The organism is Curtobacterium sp. 1310 (assembly GCF_017834105.1).
GTDB lineage: Bacteria > Actinomycetota > Actinomycetes > Actinomycetales > Microbacteriaceae > Curtobacterium.
Genome location: NZ_JAFICY010000002.1, coordinates 714,323 through 738,359, shown reverse-complemented (window position 1 = coordinate 738,359; position 24,037 = coordinate 714,323). Strand labels below are relative to the sequence as shown.

Annotated in this window: 19 protein-coding genes and 1 tRNA gene; 6 read left to right on the top strand and 14 right to left on the bottom strand. The window is 67.2% G+C overall.

All coding sequences use genetic code 11. From position 1 onward, the window contains the following. Positions 1–15 precede the first annotated feature (15 nt). The 6 genes from JOD95_RS07470 to JOD95_RS07445 form a co-directional block, all read right to left on the bottom strand. Complete coding sequence (locus tag JOD95_RS07470; protein ID WP_066651828.1) at positions 16–975, bottom strand: helix-turn-helix transcriptional regulator; 960 nt, start codon at positions 973–975, stop codon at positions 16–18. A gap of 162 nt (positions 976–1,137) precedes the next feature. Next, complete coding sequence (locus JOD95_RS07465) at positions 1,138–2,184, bottom strand: NAD(P)-dependent alcohol dehydrogenase (protein WP_209684213.1); 1,047 nt, start codon at positions 2,182–2,184, stop codon at positions 1,138–1,140. 136 nt (positions 2,185–2,320) lie between these two features. Then, entirely contained in the window at positions 2,321–3,382 is a 1,062-nt protein-coding gene (locus JOD95_RS07460; RefSeq protein WP_066651833.1) for a glycerate kinase, read from the bottom strand. A gap of 28 nt (positions 3,383–3,410) precedes the next feature. Continuing rightward, entirely contained in the window at positions 3,411–4,526 is a 1,116-nt protein-coding gene (locus JOD95_RS07455) for an FAD-dependent oxidoreductase (RefSeq protein ID WP_209684211.1), read from the bottom strand. 37 nt (positions 4,527–4,563) lie between these two features. Then, positions 4,564–5,685 (bottom strand): AI-2E family transporter, encoded by a 1,122-nt coding sequence (locus JOD95_RS07450; RefSeq protein ID WP_209684209.1) that lies wholly within the window; start codon positions 5,683–5,685, stop codon positions 4,564–4,566. A 92-nt stretch (positions 5,686–5,777) separates the two neighbouring features. Then, positions 5,778–6,047: a GlsB/YeaQ/YmgE family stress response membrane protein gene (locus JOD95_RS07445; protein ID WP_066651839.1), complete on the bottom strand. Its 270-nt coding sequence runs from the start codon at positions 6,045–6,047 to the stop codon at positions 5,778–5,780. Between the two features lie 128 nt (positions 6,048–6,175). Between JOD95_RS07445 and JOD95_RS07440 the strand changes: the two genes are divergently transcribed. Both JOD95_RS07440 and JOD95_RS07435 read left to right on the top strand, forming a co-directional pair. Continuing rightward, on the top strand, positions 6,176–6,766 hold the full coding sequence (locus JOD95_RS07440; RefSeq protein WP_209684207.1) for a hypothetical protein: 591 nt from the start codon (positions 6,176–6,178) through the stop codon (positions 6,764–6,766). 777 nt (positions 6,767–7,543) lie between these two features. Next, the gene (locus tag JOD95_RS07435; protein ID WP_209684205.1) at positions 7,544–9,217 is read left to right on the top strand and encodes an ATP-dependent endonuclease; all 1,674 of its coding nucleotides are present in this window, start codon (positions 7,544–7,546) and stop codon (positions 9,215–9,217) included. A gap of 114 nt (positions 9,218–9,331) precedes the next feature. On the opposite strand, the gene JOD95_RS16320 is transcribed toward JOD95_RS07435, so the two are convergent. Both JOD95_RS16320 and JOD95_RS07425 read right to left on the bottom strand, forming a co-directional pair. Next, on the bottom strand, positions 9,332–9,568 hold the full coding sequence (locus tag JOD95_RS16320; RefSeq protein WP_307810409.1) for a histone-like nucleoid-structuring protein Lsr2: 237 nt from the start codon (positions 9,566–9,568) through the stop codon (positions 9,332–9,334). Positions 9,569–10,393: 825 nt separating this feature from the next. After that, a complete protein-coding gene (locus JOD95_RS07425; RefSeq protein WP_209684203.1) occupies positions 10,394–11,311 on the bottom strand; it encodes a hypothetical protein in 918 nt (305 codons plus the stop codon). Positions 11,312–11,685: 374 nt separating this feature from the next. On the opposite strand from JOD95_RS07425, the gene JOD95_RS07420 reads away from it, so the two are divergent. Next, entirely contained in the window at positions 11,686–11,874 is a 189-nt protein-coding gene (locus tag JOD95_RS07420; RefSeq protein ID WP_209684201.1) for a hypothetical protein, read from the top strand. After that, entirely contained in the window at positions 11,871–12,221 is a 351-nt protein-coding gene (locus tag JOD95_RS07415; RefSeq protein ID WP_209684200.1) for a hypothetical protein, read from the top strand. The genes JOD95_RS07420 and JOD95_RS07415 overlap by 4 nt, the downstream gene beginning before the upstream one ends. A 63-nt stretch (positions 12,222–12,284) precedes the next feature. Here JOD95_RS07415 and JOD95_RS07410 read toward each other — a convergent pair whose 3' ends face one another. The 4 genes from JOD95_RS07410 to JOD95_RS07395 form a co-directional block, all read right to left on the bottom strand. After that, on the bottom strand, positions 12,285–15,395 hold the full coding sequence (locus tag JOD95_RS07410; protein WP_209684199.1) for a type I restriction endonuclease subunit R: 3,111 nt from the start codon (positions 15,393–15,395) through the stop codon (positions 12,285–12,287). Next, a complete protein-coding gene (locus JOD95_RS07405; RefSeq protein WP_209684198.1) occupies positions 15,392–16,645 on the bottom strand; it encodes a restriction endonuclease subunit S in 1,254 nt (417 codons plus the stop codon). The genes JOD95_RS07410 and JOD95_RS07405 overlap by 4 nt, the downstream gene beginning before the upstream one ends. Positions 16,646–16,653: 8 nt before the next feature. Beyond that, positions 16,654–18,609, bottom strand: coding sequence for a class I SAM-dependent DNA methyltransferase (locus JOD95_RS07400; protein ID WP_307810404.1), 1,956 nt, complete (start codon positions 18,607–18,609; stop codon positions 16,654–16,656). 348 nt (positions 18,610–18,957) lie between these two features. Then, positions 18,958–19,031: transfer RNA gene (locus JOD95_RS07395), tRNA-Gly, on the bottom strand. Positions 19,032–19,248: 217 nt separating this feature from the next. Here JOD95_RS07395 and JOD95_RS07390 point away from each other — a divergent pair. Continuing rightward, a complete protein-coding gene (locus JOD95_RS07390; protein ID WP_209684197.1) occupies positions 19,249–20,328 on the top strand; it encodes a DUF6177 family protein in 1,080 nt (359 codons plus the stop codon). Between the two features lie 25 nt (positions 20,329–20,353). Continuing rightward, a complete protein-coding gene (locus tag JOD95_RS07385) occupies positions 20,354–20,665 on the top strand; it encodes a hypothetical protein (protein ID WP_209684196.1) in 312 nt (103 codons plus the stop codon). 45 nt (positions 20,666–20,710) lie between these two features. Here the strand turns inward: JOD95_RS07385 and JOD95_RS07380 are convergent, their stop codons facing one another. Next, the gene (locus JOD95_RS07380; protein ID WP_209684195.1) at positions 20,711–22,756 is read right to left on the bottom strand and encodes a cytochrome c oxidase assembly protein; all 2,046 of its coding nucleotides are present in this window, start codon (positions 22,754–22,756) and stop codon (positions 20,711–20,713) included. 86 nt (positions 22,757–22,842) lie between these two features. Then, a complete protein-coding gene (locus JOD95_RS07375; RefSeq protein WP_209684194.1) occupies positions 22,843–23,958 on the bottom strand; it encodes a GNAT family N-acetyltransferase in 1,116 nt (371 codons plus the stop codon). Positions 23,959–24,037: the final 79 nt, after the last annotated feature.

Below are 24,037 nucleotides of genomic sequence, written 5' to 3'. Positions count from 1 at the left end.
AGCAGCGGCCCGGGGTCAGCGCCGCAGCGTCTGCTTCGGGTACTCGCCGAACCGCCGCAGGTACTCGCCCGAGAACCGTCCCATGTGGGTGAAGCCCCAGCGGGCCGCGATCGCGGCGACGGCGACGGAGCCGGGCTCGGCACGGAGCAGGTCGTCGTGCGCCCGACGCAGCCGCACCTCGCGCAGGTACTGCATCGGCGTGCGGTCGAGGGTCCGCTGGAAGGACTCCTGCAGTCCGCGCACGCTCAGACCGGCAGCGATGGCGATGTCGGACACCGTCAGCGGCTCGTGGGCCCGTGCGTGGACGGTCTCGACGGCGGAGCGGACGCGGGCGTTGCGGTGCTCACCCCAGCCGACGGGAGCGGGCTCCCCGTGGAACCGGTACAGGTCGAGCAGGGAGCGGACGACCTCGCGCTGGGACTCGTGCCACGCGAGCGATCCCGCGCCCCCGTCGCGCAGCGCCCGCACCGCCGATGCGACCGACGCGCGCCACCGCTCGACGGCCGCCGTCGTGGGTGGCGTGAACCGGTCGAAGGCGAGCGTGCCGTCGACGAGGTGGCGCTCCGAGGCCACGTCGAGCACGAGGTCGCGGTCGAGGTGCACCAGTCGCTGGTCCCAGTCGCGGTACTCCATCTCGAAGCGCTGCTCGATCGGGAAGAGCACGGGGACGCCCGGCTGCATGCGGACGGCGTTCCGGCCGGTGTCGACGGTCGCGGTGCCGGAGTCGAGCCACTGGACGACGACCTCGCCCTCGACGGCGACGTCGCCGCGCAGTGAGCCGTGCATCTGCGACCGGCGGATGCTCATGCGCTCGTCGCCGACGGCGACGTAGCGGTACCAGTAGTCGTCGTCGACGTGCGCCGAGTGCCAGGCCTTGCCGGCGTACATCCCGGCGAGGTCGGCGATCGCGCCGTCGGTGTCACTGCCGGACACCGACACCAGGGAGCGGAGTCCCTCGTTCGTCGTGTCGTCCATCGAACCAGCCTCCCTCCTCGTGTCGGCGCAGCGGGCGCGTCGCGCAGCCCGGACTGCTGTCTCGCGTTCTGCGGACAAGGAGGGTGGTGCCGCTCCGGATGGACGGACGGACGGGAGGCGCGGTGCCGGCCGGCACCGCGCCTCCCGTCCGTGGACCCGTCGTCAGGCCAGCGTGGCCGCGTCGATCACGAAGCGGTAGCGGACGTCCGAGGACAGCACGCGCTCGTACGCCTCGTTGACCTGGTCGGCGCTGATGAGCTCGGTCTCCGGCAGGATGTCGTGCTCGGCACAGAAGTCGAGCATCTCCTGGGTCTCGGCGATGCCGCCGATGGCCGAACCGGCCCAGCTCAGGCGGCGCGGGATGAGCGCGAACGCCGGGACCTCGAGCGGCTCGGACGGGGCGCCCACGTTGACGAGCGTGCCGTCGACCTTGAGCAGCCCGAGGTAGGCCTTCATGTCGAGCTTCGCCGAGACGGTGTTGATGATGAGCTCGAACGACTGCGCGAGCTGCTCGAACGTGGCCGGGTCCTTCGTCGCGTGGTGGGCCTTCGCGCCGTAGCGGAGCGAGTCGGCCTCCTTCGACGTGGTCTGCGACAGGACGGTGACCTCGGCGCCCAGGGCGACGGCGATCTTGACGGCCATGTGGCCGAGGCCGCCCATGCCGACGACCGCGACCTTCGAGCCGGGGCCGACCTTCCAGTGGTGCAGCGGCGAGTAGGTGGTGATGCCGGCGCAGAGCAGCGGCGCGACCTTCTCGATGTCGAGCGACTCCGGCACCTTCAGGACGAAGTCCTCGTTCAGGACGACGGCCTGCGAGTAGCCGCCCTGCGTGATCGAGCCGTCGGCGGGGTCGACGCTGGCGTAGGTGCCGATGTTGCCCTCGAGGCAGTACTGCTCCTGGCCGGCACGGCACTGCTCGCACTCGCCGCAGGAGTTCACCATGCAGCCGACGCCGACCCGGTCGCCGACCTGGTGCTTCGTGACGTTCGCGCCGACCTCGGTGACGTGGCCGACGATCTCGTGACCGACGACCTGCGGGTACTGGATCGGACCCCACTCGCCGCGGACGGTGTGGATGTCCGAGTGGCAGATCCCGGCGTAGGCGATGTCGATCATGACGTCGTCGGGGCCGACGTCACGACGGGTGATGGTGGTCTTGACGAGCGGCTCGGTGGCCGACGGTGCCGCGTACGCGTTGACGGTGCGCATTGGTCTCCTCGTGGGGGTGCTTCTCGGGTCGGGTGCGACCCGCTCCCCAGTGTGGTCCCGCGCCCCGGGGGCAGGGAGGTTGCGTCGGGGTACCCCTCGTGCGCCCGGGCGGGCGTGTCGGCCACGCCCCGGGCGCTCAGCCGACGAGCCGCGCCAACCGCTGCCCGGCGATCGTCGCGAAGCGCAGCGGGTCACGCAGGGCGTCGTCCGGCTCACCGGTCGTCTGCGTCGCGAGCACCACGAGCGAGGCCGCCGCCGCGAAGTCGTCCAGCCGCGCCTCGATCTCGCCCGCGACCAGCACCACCCGGGCCCCCGGCGCGTGCTCCGTCGCGAGCGCCCGGACGACCGTCGGCACCTTGCCCGCAGCGCTCTGCTCGTCGAAGCGTCCCTCGCCGGTGACCACGACGTCGGCGCCGTCGAGCAGCGACGGGAGTCCGAGCACGTCCGCGACCGCGAGCGCTCCCGGTGCGAGGGTCGCGCCCCAGGCGAGCAGCCCGAAGCCGACACCGCCCGCGGCACCGGCACCGGGCGTCGCGGGGTCGACCTCGGGCAGGCTGCGTGCCCAGGCGGCGAGCCGCTCCTCGGACGCCGGGGCAGCGTCCGGCGTGATGCCCTTCTGCGGTCCGAACACGGCCACCGCACCGGCCGGCCCGAGCAGCGGTGACGTGACGTCGGACAGGACGACCACCCCACCGGCGGGCAGGGGCCGGAGCCCCGACCGGTCGACCGCGCCGGAAGCACCGACGGCGAGCCCGAGCGCCTCGAGCACCGGGCGTCCGCCGTCGGTGGAGGCGCTGCCCCCGATGCCCAGCACGAGCCCGGTCGCGCCCGCGTCGAGCGCCGCCGCGATCGCCTCGCCGAACCCTCGGCTCGTCGCGGTCTCCGGGAGCAGTGCCCCGCCCAGGAGCGGCAGCCCGCTCGTCGCCGCGAGCTCCACCACGGCCCGGCCGTCGGGCAGGCGCAGCCAGTGGGTGTCGACGGGGGTGCCGGCCGGCCCGGTCACCGTCACGGGCACGTGTTCGGCCGCCGGGTACGCCGCGGCGAACGCGTCGAGCGTGCCCTCGCCGCCGTCGGCCATCGGCACGGTGACGACGTCGTCCTCCGGCCGTTCGTCGAGCCACCCGGCCCGGACCGCCCGCGCGGTGTCGGCCGCCGTGGCGGTGCCCTTCAGGGAGTCGGGAGCGATGACGACGCGCACCGGACCACCGTAGCGGGGCGGCGGGCGATCAGAGGGCGAAGCGGGGGATCGGCTCGCCACCGGTCGCCAGGTCGGCGAGGACCTCCCCGAGCAGCGGCGCGAACTTGAACCCGTGGCCCGAGAACCCGGTCGCGACGGTGAGTGGTCCGCGCCGGTCGATGACGAAGTCCTCGTCCGGCGTGGTGTCGTACAGGCAGCTGATGAACGTCGGGCGTGTGGCGTCGACGCCGGGGACGTACCGGGCGACGTAGGCCTGCAGCCGCGCTGCCTCCTCGGGCACGGGGCGCTTGTCGCGGGCGTCGGGGTCGACGACCGGGCCGGTGCCGTGGAACCCGACCTTGACGCCCTCGCCCGGGGTCAGCAGCCCGTACACGTCGTCGCCGTCGACCCAGTGCACGAACGACGGCCAGGCCTCGTCCGGCAGGTGGCTCGGGAAGTGGGCGGGCTGCTCCTGGGTGACGCGGACGGCCGGGAGGCGCGCCCCGCGTGCGGCGAGCACGTCACCCACCAGCGTGGGCGCCCAGGACCCCACCGCGGCCACCACGCTCGCCGTGCGGACCGCCGTGCCGTCGCCGAGCGTCACGGTGACCGCGTCCCCGTGGTCCGCGACCGCCGCCACCCGGGTGCCGAACCGGAGCTCGGCGAGGCCCGTCCGCTCCGCCAGCGTCAGCAGGAGCTCGATCGTGTCGGCCGACCGGACGCGTCCGGCCGTCGCGTGGGTCAGGACGTGCCCCTCGAACGCGATGCCGGGCCAGCGGGCCGCGGCGGCCTCCGGGGTCAGGGTCTCGTGGGGGATCCCGGCGTCCGCCAGCGCCGCGGCGATGGCGTCGACCACCTCGGGCCGGCCGTGGTCGACCGCGCCCGTCCGGTCGAGCAACGTCGTGCCGGTCGTCGACTCGAGGGCGTCCCAGAGCGCGAGCGCGCGGGTCGTCAGCGCGACGTACTCCGGGTCGCTGTAGCCCTGCCGGAAGATCCGGGTCGCGCCGTGCGACGAACCCTCGAGGTGTCCGCGACCGTGCTGCTCGACGAGCAGGACGCGCTCGCCGCGGGCGGTCAGGGCCCAGGCTGCGGCGGCGCCGACCACGCCGCCGCCGATCACCACGTGCCCGTCGAACCGGGTCTCGTCCGGCTGTGTCCCGTCCATCAGGGCAGCGTAGTGCGGCGTGGTGACCGCCCGGCGCTCAGCCGACCGGCACCGTCTCGCGCCGCTTCTGCCGCCAGGGCGTCGCCGGGGCGTCCTCGCCGTTCCACACCTGCACGACGCCCCACCCGGCGGCGATGAGCGGCACCGCGAGCAGCGCGCCGGTCACCCCGCCGAGCACGGTGCCCGCGGTCAGCCCGACCAGGATGACGAGCCCGTGCAGCCGCAGCGTCCTGCCCATGAGCACGGGCTGCAGGAAGTTGCCCTCGATCTGGTTGACGAGCACGACGATCGCGACGACGATGACCGCCTTCACCGGCCCGAGTGCGACGAGGGTCACGAGCGCCGCGAGCGTGCCGGCGATCGGTGCGCCGATCATCGGGATGAACGAGGTCACGAACGCCACCACCGCGAGCGGGATCGTCAGCGGGACGCCGAGCACGGCGAGCCCGGTGCCGATCGCGACCGCGTCGAAGGCGGCGACGGCGGCCGTCCCGCGCACGTACCCGCCGAGGGTCGTCACCACGCGGTCCCCGATGCGGCGCGCACGGTCGTACTGCTCGCCGGTGAACGGGCGGAGCAGGAACTCCCACAGCGCGGGGCCGTCCTTGAGGAAGAAGAACAGGATGACCGCCATCAGCACGGCCCCGGTGACGACGTTCGTCACCGCCGAGATGCCGGCGATGGCCCCCGCCCCGAACCGGGCACTCGTCACGAAGTCGACGACACCATCCACGGCGTCCTCGATCTGCCCGTCGGTGATGCGCACGGGCAGCTCGTGGAGCAGGTCCTGCACCTGCTGGAGCCCGTCGACCGCCGAGTCCTGCAGCGAGGACCACTGGTTCGCGACGGCGGCGACGAGGAGCCACAGGACGCCGGCGAGCACCGCGAGGACGGCCACGAACGCGATCGTCGTGGCGAGCACCGACGGGACCCCGTGCCGACGGAGCCAGCCGACCAGCGGGTGCAGGGCCGACGCGATGATGAGCGCGAGCAGCACCGGGATCGTGACGAGGCTCAGTGTGGTCGCAGCGGTGACGATCCCGCCGATGACCACGACGATCACCACGGTCTGCAGGCAGCGCACCGCGAGTCGGCCGTACGGGTCGGTCCAGGTGCTCGGGCGGACGCTGGTCGGGGCGGGGGAGCGGCGCAGGTGCATGGCGGGGTCTTCCGGGTCGTGCTGACTGGTGGAACGACGGGAGGCGCGGTGCCGTCCGGCACCGCGCCTCCCGTCGTCGTGGAGCTCGTGGACTACGCGCGGCTCCCGCGGCGGCCCGTGATGAGGCCCCAGATCACCAGCACGACGAGCGCGCCGAGGATCGCGATGATCCAGGACTGGATGCTGAAGAAGCCGTCGTAGCCGACGTTGAAGACCGCGCCGCCGATCCAGCCGCCGATGAGGGCGCCGATGACGCCGAGGACGAGCGTGGCGAGCCAGCCGCCGCCCTGCCGACCGGGGAGGATCAGCTTGGCGATGGCGCCGGCGATGAGGCCGAGGAGGATGAAGCCGAGGAAGCTCATGGGTGGTCCTTTCGTTGTGCGGACGTGCGTGATGTGTGGGTCCGGGACGCCGGAGGTGGGGTGAGCCGCTCGGGACTGGAGCACGAGGGCCGCCGGCTCCGTCGGGAGCCCACACGGTGCATCGACCGTTGACGCGTTCGTCCAACGAGGTCTACCAGGCGCTGCCCGGGCGGGTTCGGAGCCGCGTGTACCTCACCGAGGCGTCAGCCCTGCTCGTCGGTGTCCTCCCGTGCGCGTCGCTGCTCCTCGGCGAGCTCGGCGCGGAGTCCTCGACGGCGGGGCCAGGCGGCGTCAGGACCCGATGGACGTCCGACCTGCCGCTCGCCGAGCAAGCGGAACGGCTCATCAGCGCCGGCTGCCGCATCTCCGGCCGCGCCATCTCCGACCGGCCCGGCTACCCCGCCATCAGCAAACGCCAGATGCCCTACCGGGTCGTCGCGTTCACCGAGGAGGAAGTCGACATGGCAGCGCTCGGCTTCGGACCTGACACGATCGGCTTCGCCGGCACCGAACTCATCCGACCCGCAGACCCCACCATCTTCCTCACCGCCGCAGCCGCCGGCTACACGGACCGCACCGACGACAGCATCACCGCGAACACGCTCCTCCGCGCCGATTACCGCAACGCCGACGACGCATCATCACTACAAGAAGTACGCGACCGGCTGCAGTTCCTCGCCGACACCGGATACGACCTCCGCCACAACCTGCCCAACTGAGCGCGGCAGATCGATCAGACCGGAGTCGCACCAACCTGTCGTCGATGCTTCACCGAACTGCGCCAGACCCATGCAGCCAGCTTGGTCTCGCCGCGACCTGCTTCCACCCAAACCGCGTCTCGAGTGAGGCGGTACGCCTGGGCGTCACTTCGACGAATCAGCCGGTCGGGCAGCTGGAACCATGCATGTACCGGCAACGGCTCCGGCAGCTCACGCACCTCCGTGCCGCGAGCATCTTCCTCAAGCGAGAACGGCGAGCCGGGCACCCAACGATCCGAACGACGACGACCCATGACCGCGGCAGTAGGAGCCGGCACCGACGTTCACATACGGGTCCCTCATCGAGACGATCACCGGACTAGTCATCTGAGACAGGAACAGATGCGGTGAGAACGGGCCAAGCTGACGCGTCCATTAATGGACCGGCCAGCGGACGCCCGGAGCAGGATGACCGGTTGCGATATCAGCGCTAACCACTTCGGTGGTCGACACTGTGACCATCTCGACTCGCGGCCTGTCCCGCAATCGCCGAGCCGGCCGCGAGCAGTGGTAACGCAAGCTCTGGACCCTCGGGTAGATGTGACGAGGAGCCAGAGAGTGGGCCCTACAGCTACGGCGGCGGAGTGAGGGGGAGCTGTCGCGGTGGCCTACTTGAGCGACCAGCTATCCGGATCGGAGCAATGCGCTACCCCCGCATAGGGGGTGCTGCGGGAGCCGCTGTCACCCCCAGGTCTTCGTATGCTGTCTGCGCTGACGAAACGGCGAGAGGGGCTCACATTGCGGCTGGATGAACTGCGCGTGCGGAATTACCGCACGGTGGGAGCGGAGCAGACACTGCGATTGGCCAGCGGGACGACGCTTGTCGGCCCCAATAACAGCGGAAAAACTAACCTGCTGCGCGCTGTGCAGTTGTTTTTTACGGGTTATGATAACTCCGTGGGCTACAAACGCAGCACAGACTTTACTTTCGGAGCGGGCTCGCAGCGCACCAGTCTTGTTGCAACATTCACGGCCGACGGGCATTCCACTGACCTCGAGATACTGTCCTTGTTGGATGAGCTTCATGCCATCGTCAATACCGAGCGCGAATCTGACACTTTCAGCGTTAATCTGTATTTCGCCGGCAAAGAGGATACTGCCGTGTACCGAGTGTTTGGTAATACGAAGGTACCGAATGAAGTCGACCGTCCGGCCTTCAGCCGGAAGCAGAAGCAACTCGTCGAGAGCCTGCTTCGACAGTTCAAATGCCACTATGTTCCATCTGCGAAAAGTATCGATGGTCTGTACAACGACCTTCTTCACCCATTTCTTGCCGATGCGGCGTATGAGGCCATCGCGCCTCACATGTCCGGGATTAAATCGGCGCTCAAAGATGTCGCGGTAAGCCTCAACGACGAACTAGCTGCCGTCGGCCTAACCGACATTCGTTCCTCGTTCGCTCTCGATACCAGCGTACCGGCTCATATGCTTGCGGGTTTCGACCTGAACATTTCCGATCCCGGCGAGACGCCGCTGTCCCAGAAGGGGCAGGGAATTCAGTCTACAGCCTTGTTTGCATCGTTCGCCTGGATTACGAAGCAGGAAAAGAAGGCTGGGTTTGTGCCCATATGGCTCATTGAGGAGCCTGAATCCTACTTGCATCCCGAACTGAGCAAGGCTGTTCATAAAATGCTCAATAACCTAGCGAAAGAATCGCTAGTTCTTTCAACAACGCACGCGCTCGCATTTGTTCCTGTCGATGTGGGTCGGGTGCAGGGTGTGGAGCTCGACAAGACAGGTCGCCGGACTGTAATCAGTAAGTTCGAGACTCACATGGACGCAACACGGCGGATCCGAGACTCGTTGGGCGTTCAGTTCGCCGACTACTACAACCTTTCTGCCGTAAATGTCTTTGTCGAAGGTCCGTCCGACCGAGAGCTGATTCATTGGGCAATCAAGCTGCTCGACGCCGATGGAAGTGAGTACCCCCTTCTCGCTAGAAGCTTGGTCGAGGAGTTTGGTGGCGTGAAGCAGTTGGAAGGCTTCCTGAAGGCCACGTTCGAGCCGATAACCAGAGAACGAGCTCTAGTGTCGGTCTTCGACGGGGACCTGGCGGGGCAGAATTCTCGTCAGGCTCTTCAGCAGTTCTTCGGACAGAAGAGCGTTGACTTCAAGCCAAACCTGCATTTTGTGTCAATTCGCAATGGCTTTGCCATTGAGGGGTTATTCCCTGACGCTTGGATGATTGAGATGCACGACGAACACGGTGGTTGGTTTGAGACGTATTCAGTTGACTCTGCTGGAGATCTCGAGCCCTTCCGCATCTCGAGCGGCAAGAAGGCAAACGCGATTGGCTACCTTCGCGCGCGAGCCGAGATGGAGGAGGATCTAGCGTGGTCTAGCCGATGGGCCTCTCTGCTAGGGGCCGTTGAGGGAGCCCTGGCGGCGCAGAGCGCGAAGCTTGGGGTCTAGTTACCGAGCGAGGCTGTTTGACCTGCTGAAGAGGACCCTGAGAATAGGCCGGGATCAGCGCGAACGACGACGGCCGGCGTCCCCAGGGGAAGCCGGCCGTCGTCATCAGGAGTGTCAGTGTGCGGCGTCGTAGGTGTCCCGGACGGCTTGGCTAATGCCGCCGCGGCTGGAGACCTCATGGCCAATTGCAGTCGCCCACTCCCGAATCTTCGCGAGCTCGTCAGAGTCAGCTCGCTTCGCGACGGTGAAACCGCCGGTGCGCTTGAGGCGTCCGCTGACCTTGCGGGCTGAGGCGACGTAGTCGGAGAACGCTTCGCGGAGCGCGTCGGCGTTGTCGTCGGAAAGGTCGATCTCATAGTGGTGTGATCGAATGAGAAGCGCACGGTGCGGCCCTTGCCCTCGTCGATCGTGTCGCCGGTGAGGTCATCGACGAGGTGAGTGGTGGCCTTCTGTGCCACAGGATGCTCCTATCAGGTAACTCTGACGCGCCAGTGTTGCAGAGGAGAGTCGATGACAAGCAAGAGAACGGGCAGGAAGGTCCTTCTCGACCACAAGGACGTGCCGTACATTTCTCATCGAGTGAAGACGTCGGCTGAGGAGATTTTGCCCGGTAGTTCGGGTGCTCAGCTCGACGCGAGCGCGGTAGAGCGCTCTGTGTCTGAGACGGCTGATGATCCAGACACGCGTATGGCTGTACTCGGAGTGCTTCGAACTCACGCCGCGAGCGGTGCTGAAGTGGTTTTGTCAGGTGTGGCACTTCTGATCTCTGTGATGGGGGTCGTGCTCGCGGCCACTCGAGTCACCGACCGAGGCAACCGGGCAGTCCTCATCCCCGTTGCTCAAGTGCTCTTCCTCTTTGGGCTTGTGCTCTGGGTGCTTCGGCGAGCGGGAGCTGCGCATGCCCGCAAGCTCACTGTTCTTGTCTGGTTGGCGGCTTACGAAGACGCGCTCAAGTCGCAACCCCGATCGACGGCGGAGCCGGTGGAGGAACGCGACCGTCATTGCGCCGGCCGCGGACATACGAGGGTGCAGCGTTGGCTGAGGCGGTTGGTCCGTGCGCGGGATGAGTAAGACCGGCTGAACCCAAGATCGGCTATCGAGACGTCGTCAGACGCTCCCGCGAAGGAACAGGATGACCGTTGAGACGATCACGACCGTCTGCTTCAGTCCTGCGCATCAACGGCCGCGTTGGTTGACGATGACAACGCCAGCAAGACTCACATCGTCAAGCCCAAGTGCGAGCTCGCTGACCGTCTCCGGGTCATCGTTGGCTAGCAGCTCGAGCACGTAGCCGGGAGGCGAGTTGCGTAGCCCGCGCAAGATGTTGGGGAAGTACGGCTCTCCCACGTGTAGGCGATCATCCGGGAGAGTGGGGAAGGTGTAATCCTCGCTTGAGACCTCAACCGGGTCAGCGGTTGCGAGCCCGAATTGGCCAGCGCGTACACGACGAATCTGCTCGACCAGCTCCTTCGCCACCCGCTTCGGCCCCGTCTGTGCTGAGAACAGGAAGCGCACCAGATCCGGGCTCAGTTCGAGATACGGGTAGAACGGCATCGCAGCAACATGGCGGTGAGGGTCTACGAGGTCTTCCAATGGTGCCGCAAGCTCATACGCCCACGCCGGGTCGCTGCCGAGTGCGCTGCCCGGGGCCAGGAGAAGTGCCGGCAGAAGCGAGACGGTCTTGCGGATGCATTGGTCGCAGAGCATAAAATCTTCAGGGTGGTGAGGTTTGGTGCACGCCACTGGGTGTCGGTAGCGGGGGCTCCCCGTGTAGAGGGCGTACGTGGGCGCCACCTGCAGGGCCCGGGCGGCGCTCATGAGTGATGCCCACTGCTTGCCCCCGTTGTAGTCGAAGTCCAGGTCCCACCGTCCGCCGGGCTCCTTCTTCAAGCGCTTGGCTTGAATCAGGGTGCCGAAGGACACGCCCTCGTCACCGATCCACCACCAGAGCCAGTCAGCGCCGGAGCCGTTCTTGCCGCCCTCCTGTCGCTTGTTGAACGGGAAGGCTCGTACCTCCGGACCCGCCGCTACGAGGAGTAGCTCAGTCACCGTCTCCTCCCCCCAGGCGAAGCCAGCATGCTCGGCTTCGAGCATGTGCCCCAGCGCACGCTGGCGGGCCCTGCGGAAAGCCCCCAACAGGCGGAGCGAGGAAGTTGACATCTGCCCATGTTGCCATCGCCAGGCGCTGAACCCGGCTGCGAATCAAGGCGGCCGGCCGATTCGGACTGGTCATCGGCGCTCCCGGCGGGCGTCAACCCGTCACCATCTCACGCCCGCCGGAGCCCGGATGATCCTCTTGACGAAGTTGAACGGCTGCCGATTCGCGATAAACCTGACATCGCCGAACGGATCACCTCCCACCCGGACACCACCCTCGCGATGGTCGGTGGGGCGCGCTTCATCGTCCTTGAACCGCTCCGGGCCCGGTTCTCGCGTTCATCGCAACGAAGCTGAAGCTGCCGGGCCCGTTGAAGCTCATCACGGCGGCGTTGCCGTTCGTCATGGATCCGCTCCTCGACCACAGCCGAGACAAGCTAGAGGACGCGTACAACAGGGCGAAGGTCCGGCACGACTTCCTCACTGCGGTCCTTCTTAGCTTCCGCCTCGAGCTCGACCAGGCCGTCGAGGACAAGGTCTTGATCGAGAGCCCGAAGTGAACTTCCTCTGGTCCACCCGCGGCAGGACGTGGGGATTCCGCTTCCTCCACACGGCGGGCGTGGCCAACCCGCTCGCGGTGTACGAGGAGGCCTTCGCCGGAACGCAAGGCATGCCAGAGACCTTCAGGAGACGCGACCGAGCGCTCGCGGTGCGCTTCCCTGACCCCGATGGGCGCACCGACCGGGCTGGGCGGGTCATCCCGCACGAGTTCGTCGTGCTCGCCCCGGATAACACCATCTTCCAGGATGCAGATGCCGCGCGTCAGGCGCTTTGGGACGAAGTCCGAGACCCTTACGCGGCGGTCTGGGCGCAATCCTCGCCACCGGCTTCGGGGTTGCTCGGATAGATCAGAGGCGTTCCGGCCCTGCCTTTCATCGGGTGAACTGTATTCAGGGTCTACGTTCCGTGCTCATTCGGCATCGGGCTTGTTCTTCATGTACTCGTACAGCATTGCCGGCAGCGCCTTCCCAAGCTCACCGAACAGGCTGCTGTCGGTGAACAGGTCGTCAATGAACGCCGGGGTCTCGTCCCGCACCCCGAGGAGCGCCTTCGTGAACGCCTTCGGAAGTGCCGGGGACTCAGCGAACTGCTGCGCGGTGTTTACCGATGCCTGGCCTTTGAGGTCCTCGTCGAGGGCGAGCTTGCCGATGATGTGGTTCATCTGGAGGTCGATGACGCCGACGCCGTACTTGTCGCCGAGACGTTCGTTGAGTTTCTCAATGATCTCCTCGAGGGCGCTGCGGTGCTTCTCGTGGATCGCACCCGACCCGATCGCGGTGATCGGATCCAGCGCGGACCCCTGCTCGAGGTTCAGCTTCACCGCGTCACCGGCGCTGATCTTGTAGCCCACGAGGGATACGTCCGAGATGTCGACCGGTTCGAGCATCGTCGCGGTCGAGAGTTGCGGGAGGATGCGGCGGAAGAAGTAGTGCCGGCGGGGCAGGTCGGTGTCTTCGAGGTTGCGGGCTTGGGAGATGAAGTCGTAAAACTTCACGAAGTTCCCCACGTCGGCCTTGAAGAGTCGTAGTTCGTCCTGCCCGTCCTTGTCGTCGGCGAGCACCGCCGCGACCCACCGCTTCTGGAACCGGTCCACTGCGGGCGCGGTCGCGGCCGACACCTTCGAGTTCGCGTTTAGCCCGTCAGTGAGCGCGGCGTCGAACGCCTGCTCCACCTCGGTCATGTCGTAGATCCCGGCCGAGTCGAGCTTCGCGACGAGGTCGTAGATGAGGTTTGGGTCGGTTGTCGCGGCGAGTGTCGCCTTCCGGTAGTAGGGCAGGAACGCGTCCAGCACCTCCTGTGGGTCGTTGACGAAGTCAAGGACGTACGTCTTGTCCTTGACGGGGTGGGTGCGGTTCAGCCGGGACAGCGTCTGCACGGCTTGCACCCCGCCAAGTTTCTTGTCGACATACATCGCGACCAGTCGGGGCTGGTCGAAGCCGGTTTGGAATTTCTCGGCAACGATCATCACGTTGTATGTGGCCGGTTTGAACGCCTCCGCGAGATCCGACTGCACCCCAGGGTTCTGGGTCCGTTCCGTCAGCCCCTCGCCGACGTCGTCGGGGTCCTCGACCGTGCCGGAGAACGCCACCAGCGACCGCACACCCAGTACGCCCGCGTCCGTTATGTAGGTGTCGAGGTACTTCTTCCACCGCACGGCCTCGAGCCGTGACCCGGTGACGACCATCGCCTTCGCCTTGCCGTCCAGCAGCGGCTGCACGAACGTGCGGAAGTGATCGACGACGATCTTCGCCTTCTGGCTGATGTTCGTCGGGTGCAGCCGCACATACCGGACAAGCGCCTTCACCGCGGTTGACTCGTCGACATCGCCGGCGCCGTCGTAGTCGCCGTCGGGGTGTTGCAGCTTCCACGCCACCTTGTACGGGGTGTAGTTCTGCAACACGTCGAGGATGAAGCCCTCCTCGATCGCCTGCTGCATCGAGTACAGGTCAAACGGCTCGGGAGTCGCATCCGGCCCCGCGCCCTCTGGCACCCGTCCGAAGAGCTCCAGCGTCTTCGCTTTCGGGGTAGCGGTGAACGCGAAGTAGGAGAGATTCGGCGCCGACGCAGTGACCGACATAGCCCACTGCAGGTACGCGTCCGAGTCGATCGGGTCACCCTCAGCGACGGCGGCCTGCTCGTCCGGAGACAGCACCTTCGTCAACGCTCCAGCCGTCGACCCAGTCTGTGACGAATGAGCCTCGTCGGCGATTACCGCGAATCGGCGCCCCTTCAGCTCAGGCAGGGTCTGGATAGCGGTGATCAGCGCCTCGAACGACTGGATCGTCACGATCACAATGTTCTTAGCACCGGTGAGCGCGGCGGCGAGCTGCTTCGACTTCGACTCACCCCCATCCTTCGTAATGGACTGCACCACGCCGGCCTGCTTCTCGAACTGTGCGATCGCGTCCTGCAGTTGCTTGTCCAGCACTGTCCGGTCCGTGACCACGACGACCGTGTCGAACACTCGCTGGTTCTGGTCGTCATGAAGCTGGGAGAGTCGGTGGGCGAGCCAAGAGATCGAGTTCGTCTTCCCCGAACCCGCCGAATGCTGCACCAGGTAACGCTTGCCTGCCCCCTCAGCTCGCGCCGCCTCAACGAGCCGGGCCACGGCCCGCCACTGGTGGTAGCGGGGAAACAGCACCTTCTGCGTTCTTGTCTTCTTGCCTGTATCCGGGTCGACGTCGGCCTCGACCTGCAGGTGCACGAACGACCCCAGCAGTTGCAGCCATGTGTCGCGCTGAAGGATCTGCTCCCAGAAGTACGAGGAGGCCGACCCGTGCGGGTTCACTGGGTTCCCTGCCCCCTCGTCCGCACCCTTGTTGAACGGCAGGAACCGAGTGGCCGCGCCGGCAAGCTTGGTCGTCATCCGCACCTCGGAGTTCGACACAACGAAGTGCACCAGCGACCGCTTCGCAAACCCGAACAACGGCTCACCCGCCGGCGACCGGTCGAAGCGGTACTGATCGACGGCGTTCCCGATGGCCTGCGTGAAGTCCGTCTTCAACTCGATCGTCGCGACCGGAATGCCGTTCACGAACAGCACCAGATCCAACGCCTTGTTCGGATGCTTCACCGAGTAGTGCACCTGACGGACCACTCGGACCCGCATCTTCGCATACGCCTCGAGCGTGTCCGGGTTCTGAGTAGTTGCCGGCCGGAACTGCGCCATCCGGAACTTGACCGCACCGCTGTGCAGCGGGACGAGCGAGAACCCCTCGTGCAGAATCCGGATCGTCCCGCCGTTCTTCAATGGATCCAGATCTAACGACTTCGCCAACCGGGCGACGATGCTGCGCGCCGACGCGTCACGCTGACCAGCGGTGTCGCCCCGACGGACGACCTTCGCGAACTCGGTCGGCTGCGAATCCTTCAGCCAACCGAGCACGTCCTCAGGGAACAGAGCCAGATCCCGGTCGTATCCAGCGTCGGTCGACGAATACAACCATCCGTTCTCCGCTAGATGTTCGGCGATCTCGTTCTCCAGCACCGACTCCAAGTGCGCGCCTGCAATGCCGCTCATGTAGCCACCCCCACATCGATCTGGCCTGTCACTGCAGCGGAAATCACAGCGGCCCTTCGCTCACGAGCGAGCTCGATTCCCTTACCAGCCACTGAGATGGCATGATCAAGTTCACTCAGCCGCCCCCGAAGCTCTTGAACGATACATCGTTGCTCAGCGAGAGAGGGTACCGGAATCCTGAATGCGCGAATCATCTCCTGATTGATGTTCGGCTGTCCTCCTCCGACCGCAGCGAGAAGGAGGCGCTCACGAGCCGCGATCAACGCGTACTCAATGAACTCAACGTCGCATCCCACGGGACCCGACAGCGCACATACGGCTTGGTTGCTCGCGGCAGGAACCGCAAGCACACCGGTGCGCCCGATCGTCGCGCCATACATGGCAACCAGCAGCGAGCCCAGAGGATGCACTTTGAGAGCAGGTGTCGCCCTGACTGTTCCCGCGCTGATTCCCTTTTTGGTTGAGGTGATCGTTCGCTCGCGGAGCTCTCCCGTAGTGACCCACGAGACGTCGGCTTCTTCGCCGTCGAGCACTAACTCGGAGGATGGCGTCGTGCCGCTGGCGGACTGGTTGAACAACCATGAGAGACGCATCACGCGCCAATCGCGAGGGATTAGCCCAACGCCGTCCAGCTTGCTCTCGATGAGCTCCCCTCGTTCCCCAAACCCCACAGTGGTGGCCTGCCGGATCACCGAGCCGCGGCGTTCGGTGAGAAGAGTGATGAGTTCCTCGTTCTTCGCGATGAACGCGTCGATCTGCGCCGTTTCACGATCAAGATGGTCCGCAATCGCCCGCTGCACGACGAGAGGATGCGACGGAATTGGAGTACGCCCGAGCGGTCCGAGATTCAAAGCGCGGAAAGTAGAACCACCGGATGTCGCGTCCCAGTAGGAGAGTACGTCATGCGACTGCAGAACCCACCGAAGATACCTTCCGTCAATACCGGGGGCCGGTGCCACCCGAGCAGTCCCCTGAGTGAGGTTCGCTCCGACCAAGTCACGAGTGATTTCCATCGTCTTCCCGAATGACGGGCCAATTGAAACAACAATGTCGCCAGCGTGAAGGGACGAACGCCGATACGCTTGCGCGATGGAGGGATCTGTTCGCCGAAGGCCTTCGAGCCTGACACCGTTGTGGCCGTCCATGTCAACCGGACGGATGTACGGTACGCCATCCACAAAGTGCTCGCCGGCCTGCACAATTCCATAGGTCAAGGGCCTCGATGAGCTGACTGCTACCTTCAGAGGCACCAGTTTAGTCAATCCTCGACCTCGACCTCGACGAGCATTGCGCGAAGCTTGAACATTACTTCCTCGAGATCGCGGTCGATTTCTTCAAGCGGGCGGGGTGGGATGTATCGGTAGAAGTGGCGGGTGAAGGGGATCTCCGCACCTGCCTTAGTCTTGGAGTGGTCGACCCATGCGTTTGGGGAGTAGGGGAAGACTTCCCGGGCGACGTAGTCGTCGACGTTTTCGTCCCATGGCACATTCTCGGTGTCGCGAAGGGAAGCGTCCGGTTCCGGGTTGCCCTTGCTGTCGGTGCAGGTGTCGGCGGTGTCGTCCTGGTCGCCAAGCTCGGTGGTGACGGTCTTCAGCAACGGTGCGGGAAGGGTGAGACCTTCGGCTTTCGCGGCATCTTTCAGCGCCTTGTGGAAGGCCGTGCGGTTTTTCCACACGGTGTCTGTGCCGAGCCGGTCGAGCGCGGCACGCAGCGTCGCGGCGTCCGCCTCGTCCAGCTTCTGGACGGCCTTCGTTTGGAACACAGCGTCGATGCGTGCGGGGGCCGCGTGCCAGTTGAGCCTCAGAGGACGTTCGACGGTGATGGTGCGGTAAAGGAAGTCTTCGTTGCGGAAGATCTTCGAGTGCTCGCCATCCTGGAATCCGGCGTACAGACTAACGATCGCGTCGATGTTCTGCTGCGAGAGCTCGTTGCGCTTAGAGCCCAGGCCCTTGCGGAGCTTGACGAACATCTCGCGGCCGTCGATGAGCTGCACCCGGCCCTTGCGGTCGCCTTCCTTCCGGTTCGTGAGGATCCAGATGTAGGTGGAGATGCCGGTGTTGTAGAACATGTCCTTCGGCAGTCCGATGATCGCTTCGACGAGGTCGTTGTCGAGCAGCCACTGGCGGATGTTTGACTCGCCGCCGCCCGCGCCGCCGGAGAACAGTGGCGAACCATTGAGGACGATTGCCATGCGCGAGCCGCCGTCTTCGGGCCTGCGCATCTTCGACACCAGGTGCAGCAGGAACAGCATCGCCCCGTCGCTGACGGTGGGGGTGCCGGGGCCGAATCGGCCGTTGAAGCCGAGCTTGGTGTGCTCGTCGTCAACGAAGGCGCGCTGGTCTTTCCAATCGACACCAAACGGCGGGTTCGACAGGCCGTAGTCGAACTTCTTCTCGTCGAAAGCGTCCTCAGTGAGGGTGTCGCCGAGGGCGATGTTGTCGACGTCCTGCCCCTTGATGACCATGTCGGCCTTACAGATCGCGTACGACGCGTCGTTGTAGTCCTGCCCGTACAGGCTGAGCTGAATCCCAGGATTCATTCTGCGCAGGTACTCGTCCGCGACGGACAGCATCCCTCCGGTCCCGGCGGTCGGATCGTAGATGGACCGAACCACACCGGATTTCACGAGAGCGTCGTCGTCAAGGGCGAACAGCAGCTGCACCATCAGCGCGATCACCTCACGGGGCGTGTAGTGGTCGCCGGCAGTCTCGTTCGACTTCTCGTTCGCGAACCGGATGAGCTCTTCGAACACAAGCCCCATCTGAATGTTGCTGACCGTGCGGGGGTGGAAGTCGGCCTGCGCGAACTTCTCCGTGACCGCGAAAAGCTTGTTCTTCTCGGCCAACTTGTTCAGTGTCTTGTCGAACTCGAACCGTTCGAAGATGTCCCGCACGTTGGGCGAGAACCCGGCCAAATACGAAGCGAGGTTCGCGCGGAGGTCCTGCGGATCAGCGACGAGCTTCCCGAGGTCGAACGGTGACGTGTTGTAGAACTCGTGACCCGAGGCTTCGGTGAGGGTGACGGCCTGCAGCATCTCGGGCAGCGACCAGATCGCCTTCGCGGTCTGGAGGACTGCCGGCTTCGTATCGGCCAGAACAGCGTCGAGTCGGCGAAGCACCGTGAACGGGAGAACGACCGACCCGTACTCAGAGGGCTTGAACGGGCCACGGAGGGACTCAGCGATGTTCCAGATGAAGGCGACGTGATTCACCACGGATGGGCACTCCTGCTGTAGAGCAACGAACATTCGGCACCAACGCCGCGAGCCCTCCCATCCTCGTCCATGTAAGGGGGGGAACGCACTCACGGCGTTCCTCGCCCTCTACTACGCGACGACGGCACCGCCGAGGTTCGCGGTTGCGCTTGGTGCTCTCGGAGCCTCCACCATGGACGACGATCGTGATCTCCGAGCGAAACGAGAGCGTGCCAGAGTAGAGGCGGAGCTGCGCTGTCCAGGTTCTGCGATCCCGGCTTCGTGCCAGCTTGAGAGCCTGGAGTCTCAACTACTTAGCGAGGAGTCTCACCTGGGTTGAGAAGCGACAACGGGCATCAGGAGGAGCAGTGGAGCGAGTGACGGGAATCGAACCCGCGCTACCAGCTTGGGAAGCTGGAGTTCTACCATTGAACTACACTCGCGCATCCCGCCGGACGGGACGCAACAAGCCTAGCGGATTCTCCGCTGGACGCCAGCCGATTGCGCGCCGCACGGTCCGTGGCGGCGGTGGGCCGGGCCTCCCGGTCGGTCCGGCCCGGTCGCCGTGTCTCCCCTGTGAGGTCCCCTGGCCGACGGACACGTGTCGTCGGCGTGTGTACCGTCCAGGGGGTTCCGACGCCCTACCGGAGGAGGACCCGGATGGTCAGGCATCCCCTCATCGACGACGTGGTCGGCCCCGCCATCGTGGTCCGCTCTGCATCGCCGGTCGTGTGGTTGACGGAGTCGCTCGCCTCGCTGCTCCGTCGTGCGTCCGAGTCCGGCCGCACGGTCGTGCTCCGCACCGGCCAGGAGGCATCCGTCACCCCCGCCCTGCGGCACGCGCTGGGCGTGCACCAGGCAGCATGGGCCGTGGACGGTCCCGACGGCAGCATGCGGGACGGCCGCACCGGCGTCGCCGCCGCGGGCATCGAGGACTTCGTCCGCCGCGGGCCGGAACTCGTCGGTCCGCCGGCGCCAGGACACCTCGCATCGCACGACTCGGTGCGCCAGATCAGCATCGACCTGACCCTGCGCCACCACGCCGGTCGGTCGGTCGACATGGGGACCGCGATCGAGGCCCTGTGCGAGACCGTCGGCACCTGTCCGACGCACTGGGGCACCAGTGAGCCGCTCACGGTGCCGTGGGACCGCTGGGTCGTCACGCAGTACGCCAAGCACGAGGCCCCGGAGGTCTCGACCTCGTACGCGCACGGCGAGGGGTTCTCGGCGACCATGACCGCGCACCTGCTCGACGGCGTGGTCGTCGAGACGATGTCCGCGGTGCTGACGATCCCCGAGCACGGTGCCGACCCGGCCCTCGCGTCGCGGCTCCTGGACGCGGTGCACCGCGTCGCCGACCAGGTCGAGCCGGTGTTCGGTGTCGTGATGCAGCGCCGCGGGGACGCCGACCACCTGGTCCGCGCCGTGGCGCACGAGGAACCGACCCCGCTGGCCGTCGTCGTCGGCCCGGAGGCGGCGGAGTTCCTCGACCGTGCCGGCGAGTGGCCGCCACCGCGCACGTCGACCTCGGGCTTCGGCGGCGGCGGACTGGTCGTGCGCTTCGACGACGGGTGGGAGGCGCTCGAGTCGTTCCTCGACCGCATCGACGAGGACCGCTTCCTGCAGCTCGTCGGTGGTGCTCCGCTCGACCCCGCACACGACGAGGGCGCGCTGGACGGCCACGACCGTGGGTCGCACGCCACCTCCGGACGGAGCACGGGCGGTCATGGTGCCGCGTGACGTGACACTCCTCTGCCGTGGACCGGTGGAGACCCGCGACGTCGCCGAGGCGCTGCTGCTGCACGACGAGTCGTGGGGCGTCCGAGCTCTCGACGACGGTCCGGTGCTGCAGGTCTGCCGCGACGCGACGCACCCGGTGATCACGGTGCTCGGTGTCCGACGAGTCGACTCGATCGACGAGGTCGCGCGGATCCTGCCGGACGCCCCGACGCTGTCCGCGCCGCTGTGGTGGGTGGACACGGTGACGCCGTTCGGCCCGGAGGGCGAGCCGGGTGTGACCGCTGCGCTCGAGGCGTCGATGGAGCTCGACGCCGTCTGCATCGTCCACGGCGACTGACCGGACGCAGGGCCCGGACCCCGCCCGGGGCCCGGGGGATCGGCGTCAGTCCCGCTTGCTCATGGCGGCGAGCCGCTCGTTGTAGGCCTTGAGGTCCGCGTCGCCGTCGCGCTCCGCCTTGCGGTCGAGGCGCTTGGCGTCCCGCTTGTCCGTCCGCACCCAGTTGCGCACCACGAGCAGCGCGACGAACACCATCGGCAGCTCGGACGCGCCCCAGGCGATGCCACCGCCCGTGTGCTGGTCGGCGAGCAGTGCCCGGTCGTCGGTCTGGCCGAGGGCGTGGAACCAGTCGGCCGCGAAGACGGACTGCGAGGTCATCACCGCGACGCCGAAGAAGGCGTGGAAGGCCAGGGTCGCCAGCAGCGCGATGATGAGGATCGGGTACTGCGGGCGCTTCGGACCCGGGTCGACGCCGACGAAGACCCAGAAGAACAGGTACCCGCTGAAGACGAAGTGCACGACCATCACGACGTGCCACTCGTGCGACTGCATCGCGTACTGGAACGCGGGGGTGAAGTAGAACACCACGAGCGACCCGGCGAAGATGACACCGGCGACGGCGGGCTGCGCGAGGAACTGCATCCACCGCGAGTGCGTGAAGAGCATGAGCCACTCGCGAGCGCCGCGCGACCCGTCGTTCCGCACCGGCAGGGTCCGCAGCGCCAGGAGCACCGGCCCGCCGAGCACGAGCGGCAGCGGCACGAACATCATGAGCAGCATGTGCTGAAGCATGTGCGACGAGAAGTGCACCATGCCGTAGACCGCCGGCCCGGCCGAGGTGGTCCAGATGAACAGCGAGCAGCCGAGCAACCACGCGATGGTCCGGCCGACCGGCCACGAGTCGCCGCGCTGCTTGAGCTTCCGCACCGACAGGAGGTACCAGCCGGCACCGACGACGGCGATCGCCAGGTACACCCAGTCGATGTGCCACTGCGTCAGGTAGGTCTGCACGGTCTGCGCCGGCGGGTACGTGTACCCGAGCAGGCCGGAGCGGGTGTCCTGCCCGGTCTCCGGCGTCTGCGGGATCGGCGGCTGCGAGCGGGACACGGCGACCGAGACGCCGATCGCGACGGCCATGAAGACGACCTCGGCCAGGGCGAACCGCACGAAGAGCTTCCGGTCGAGCGGCGCACGGAGAAGACCCGGCACGAGCTTCCGGCGTTGAGCGACCCCGGCGAGCCCGAGCAGCACGAGGATGACGGCCTTGACCGTGATGAGCCAGCCGTAGGTCGTCGTGACGAGGTCGGCGGGGCCGGTCAGGCGGAGCGAGGCGTTGACGATGCCCGAGAAGGCCACCGCGGCGAAGGCCCAGCCCGCGAGCGTCGAGTAGCGGGCGACGACCCGGCCGGTGGCGCCCTTCGTCCGCGTGCGGAGCAGCAGCACGGCGACGAGCCCGCCCGCCCAGACGCACACGGCGACCAGGTGCACGGCGAGCGAGTTCACCGCGTTCGCGTGCTCGAGGGCGCCCGCGGCGTGCCCGGAGAGTGCGAGGGGCAGCAGCGCGAAGAGCGCGGCGACGGTGGCGACCGCGAGCGTGGTGACCCGGGTGGCGAACGCGGCGACGAGCGTCGCGACGAGGATCGCCGCGGCGGAGACGACGAGTGACTGGCCGATCTCGACCTGGAACGCGAAGAGCAGGAAGTTGCGGGCGAACACCGGGCTGGTGAGCGGGACGCCCAGGGTGTTGGCGCCGGTCAGCACGATGCCGACGACGGCCGCCAGGAACCACACGGCACCGGCTGCGGCACCCCACCGGGCGGCTCGGTGCTGCACGCTCGACATCGCACCGTGGTCCGTCTTCTTCGCGGGCAGCGCGAACGCGGCGACGATGAGCAGGCCGATGGCCAGCGCGGCGGTCGTGTCGTGCACCACGCGGGCGACCGGCAGGCCGTACTCGACCAGGTCACCGGCGGAGACGAGCTGCTGCGACGCGGTGAAGGCGCCGGTCACGGTCATGCCGAGCACGGCGCACGCCACGGCGAGGGGGATCGCGATGACCAGGACCGTCGCGACGGTGGTGGATCGCGCGGTGGTGGGGGCGGGGTCGGGTGCCGTGTCCCCGGGCTGCGTGGCGGCTGACGTGACGGTCATGACCGTCCAATGGTAGGTCGCCCGCCTGACACCCCGGTCCCAGTCCGGGACCGTCCCGCTCCCGACTCCCGACGTTCGATGGGCCGTCAGTCGCGGTGCTCCCAGATGCCCTCGCTGCCGACCCCGACGAACCCGACCGCCTCGTTGACGTCGAGCATCGGCCGGTTCTCCTCGGCGTTGGAGGTGACGATCGACGGCCGGCCCGGGAAGTCCCGCTCGACGGTCTCGATCCCGACCACCTTGAGGAGCCGTCCGAGTCGGTGCCCGCGGTGCTCGCGGAGCACGAGCGTGTCCCACTGCATCACGGCCCGATTGGGATCGTCCGGCACCTTGAGCTGACTGAAACCGGCCAGGGTGGTGCTCTCGACGTGTTCGACGGCGACGGTCAGCATGGTGTGCGGCCCGCTCGCGAGCTGCTCTTCGGACTCCCGGACGCGGTCGGCGGTCCAGACGTCCTCGGGCTCCTGCATGTCGCCCTCCGGCGCGTCGGTGCTCATCCGGGTGTGCAGCAACGCGAGGTCGTCGAGCCACCGCTCGGGGGTGGCGCCGGTCCACGTGTGCACTCGGTAGCCGGGACCGGCCGCCGTCGCGGCGCGGTCGTGCAGCTCCCGGACGACGGAGACGTCGGCGGGGAGCCCGAGCCGACTGATGCGGTTCACCTGCCCGAAGCGCCAGCCGCGTCCGGTCAGGAAGCGCACCGCCGCCTCGTCCTCGGGGACGGCGCCGGAGCCCGTCGGGGCCTGGCGGTACCCGGGCCCGTCGCCGGGACCGACCTGCCGCGAGACCGCGTACGTCTTCCACTGCGTGCGGCCCTCGGTCCGGGCGAGCTGCTCGAGGTGGTCGGCGAGCAGCGTGCCGAACCCCCGGCGTTGTCGGTCGGGGCGGACACCCACCGACAGCCAGCAGTTCGTCGTGCCCGGCTCGGTCTTCGAGTCGTACGAGCCCGCGGCCACGACGTCGCCGGTGTCGTCGCGCACGACGAACAGGCGGCTCGGCGATCCCGGCTCGTGGCACATCGGCAGGTACTCGGCCGGGGTCCACGGCAGTTCGGGCAGCCCGTGCACCGCGACCTCGGCGGCATCGGACACCGCGAGCCAGTCCGAGAACGCCCGCACCAGCTCCGGATCGTCGTCCATCGTCGCCGGCACGACGAGTTCCTCGACGACGAGCTGCCCGTCGACCGTGTCGGTGTGGTCGGCCATCGTTGCCCCCTGTGGTCGGCCGGTCGGACGGCCGTCGTCCGCCGCCCGGCAGGGCAGCCTCGCAGCATACCGGTGGCCG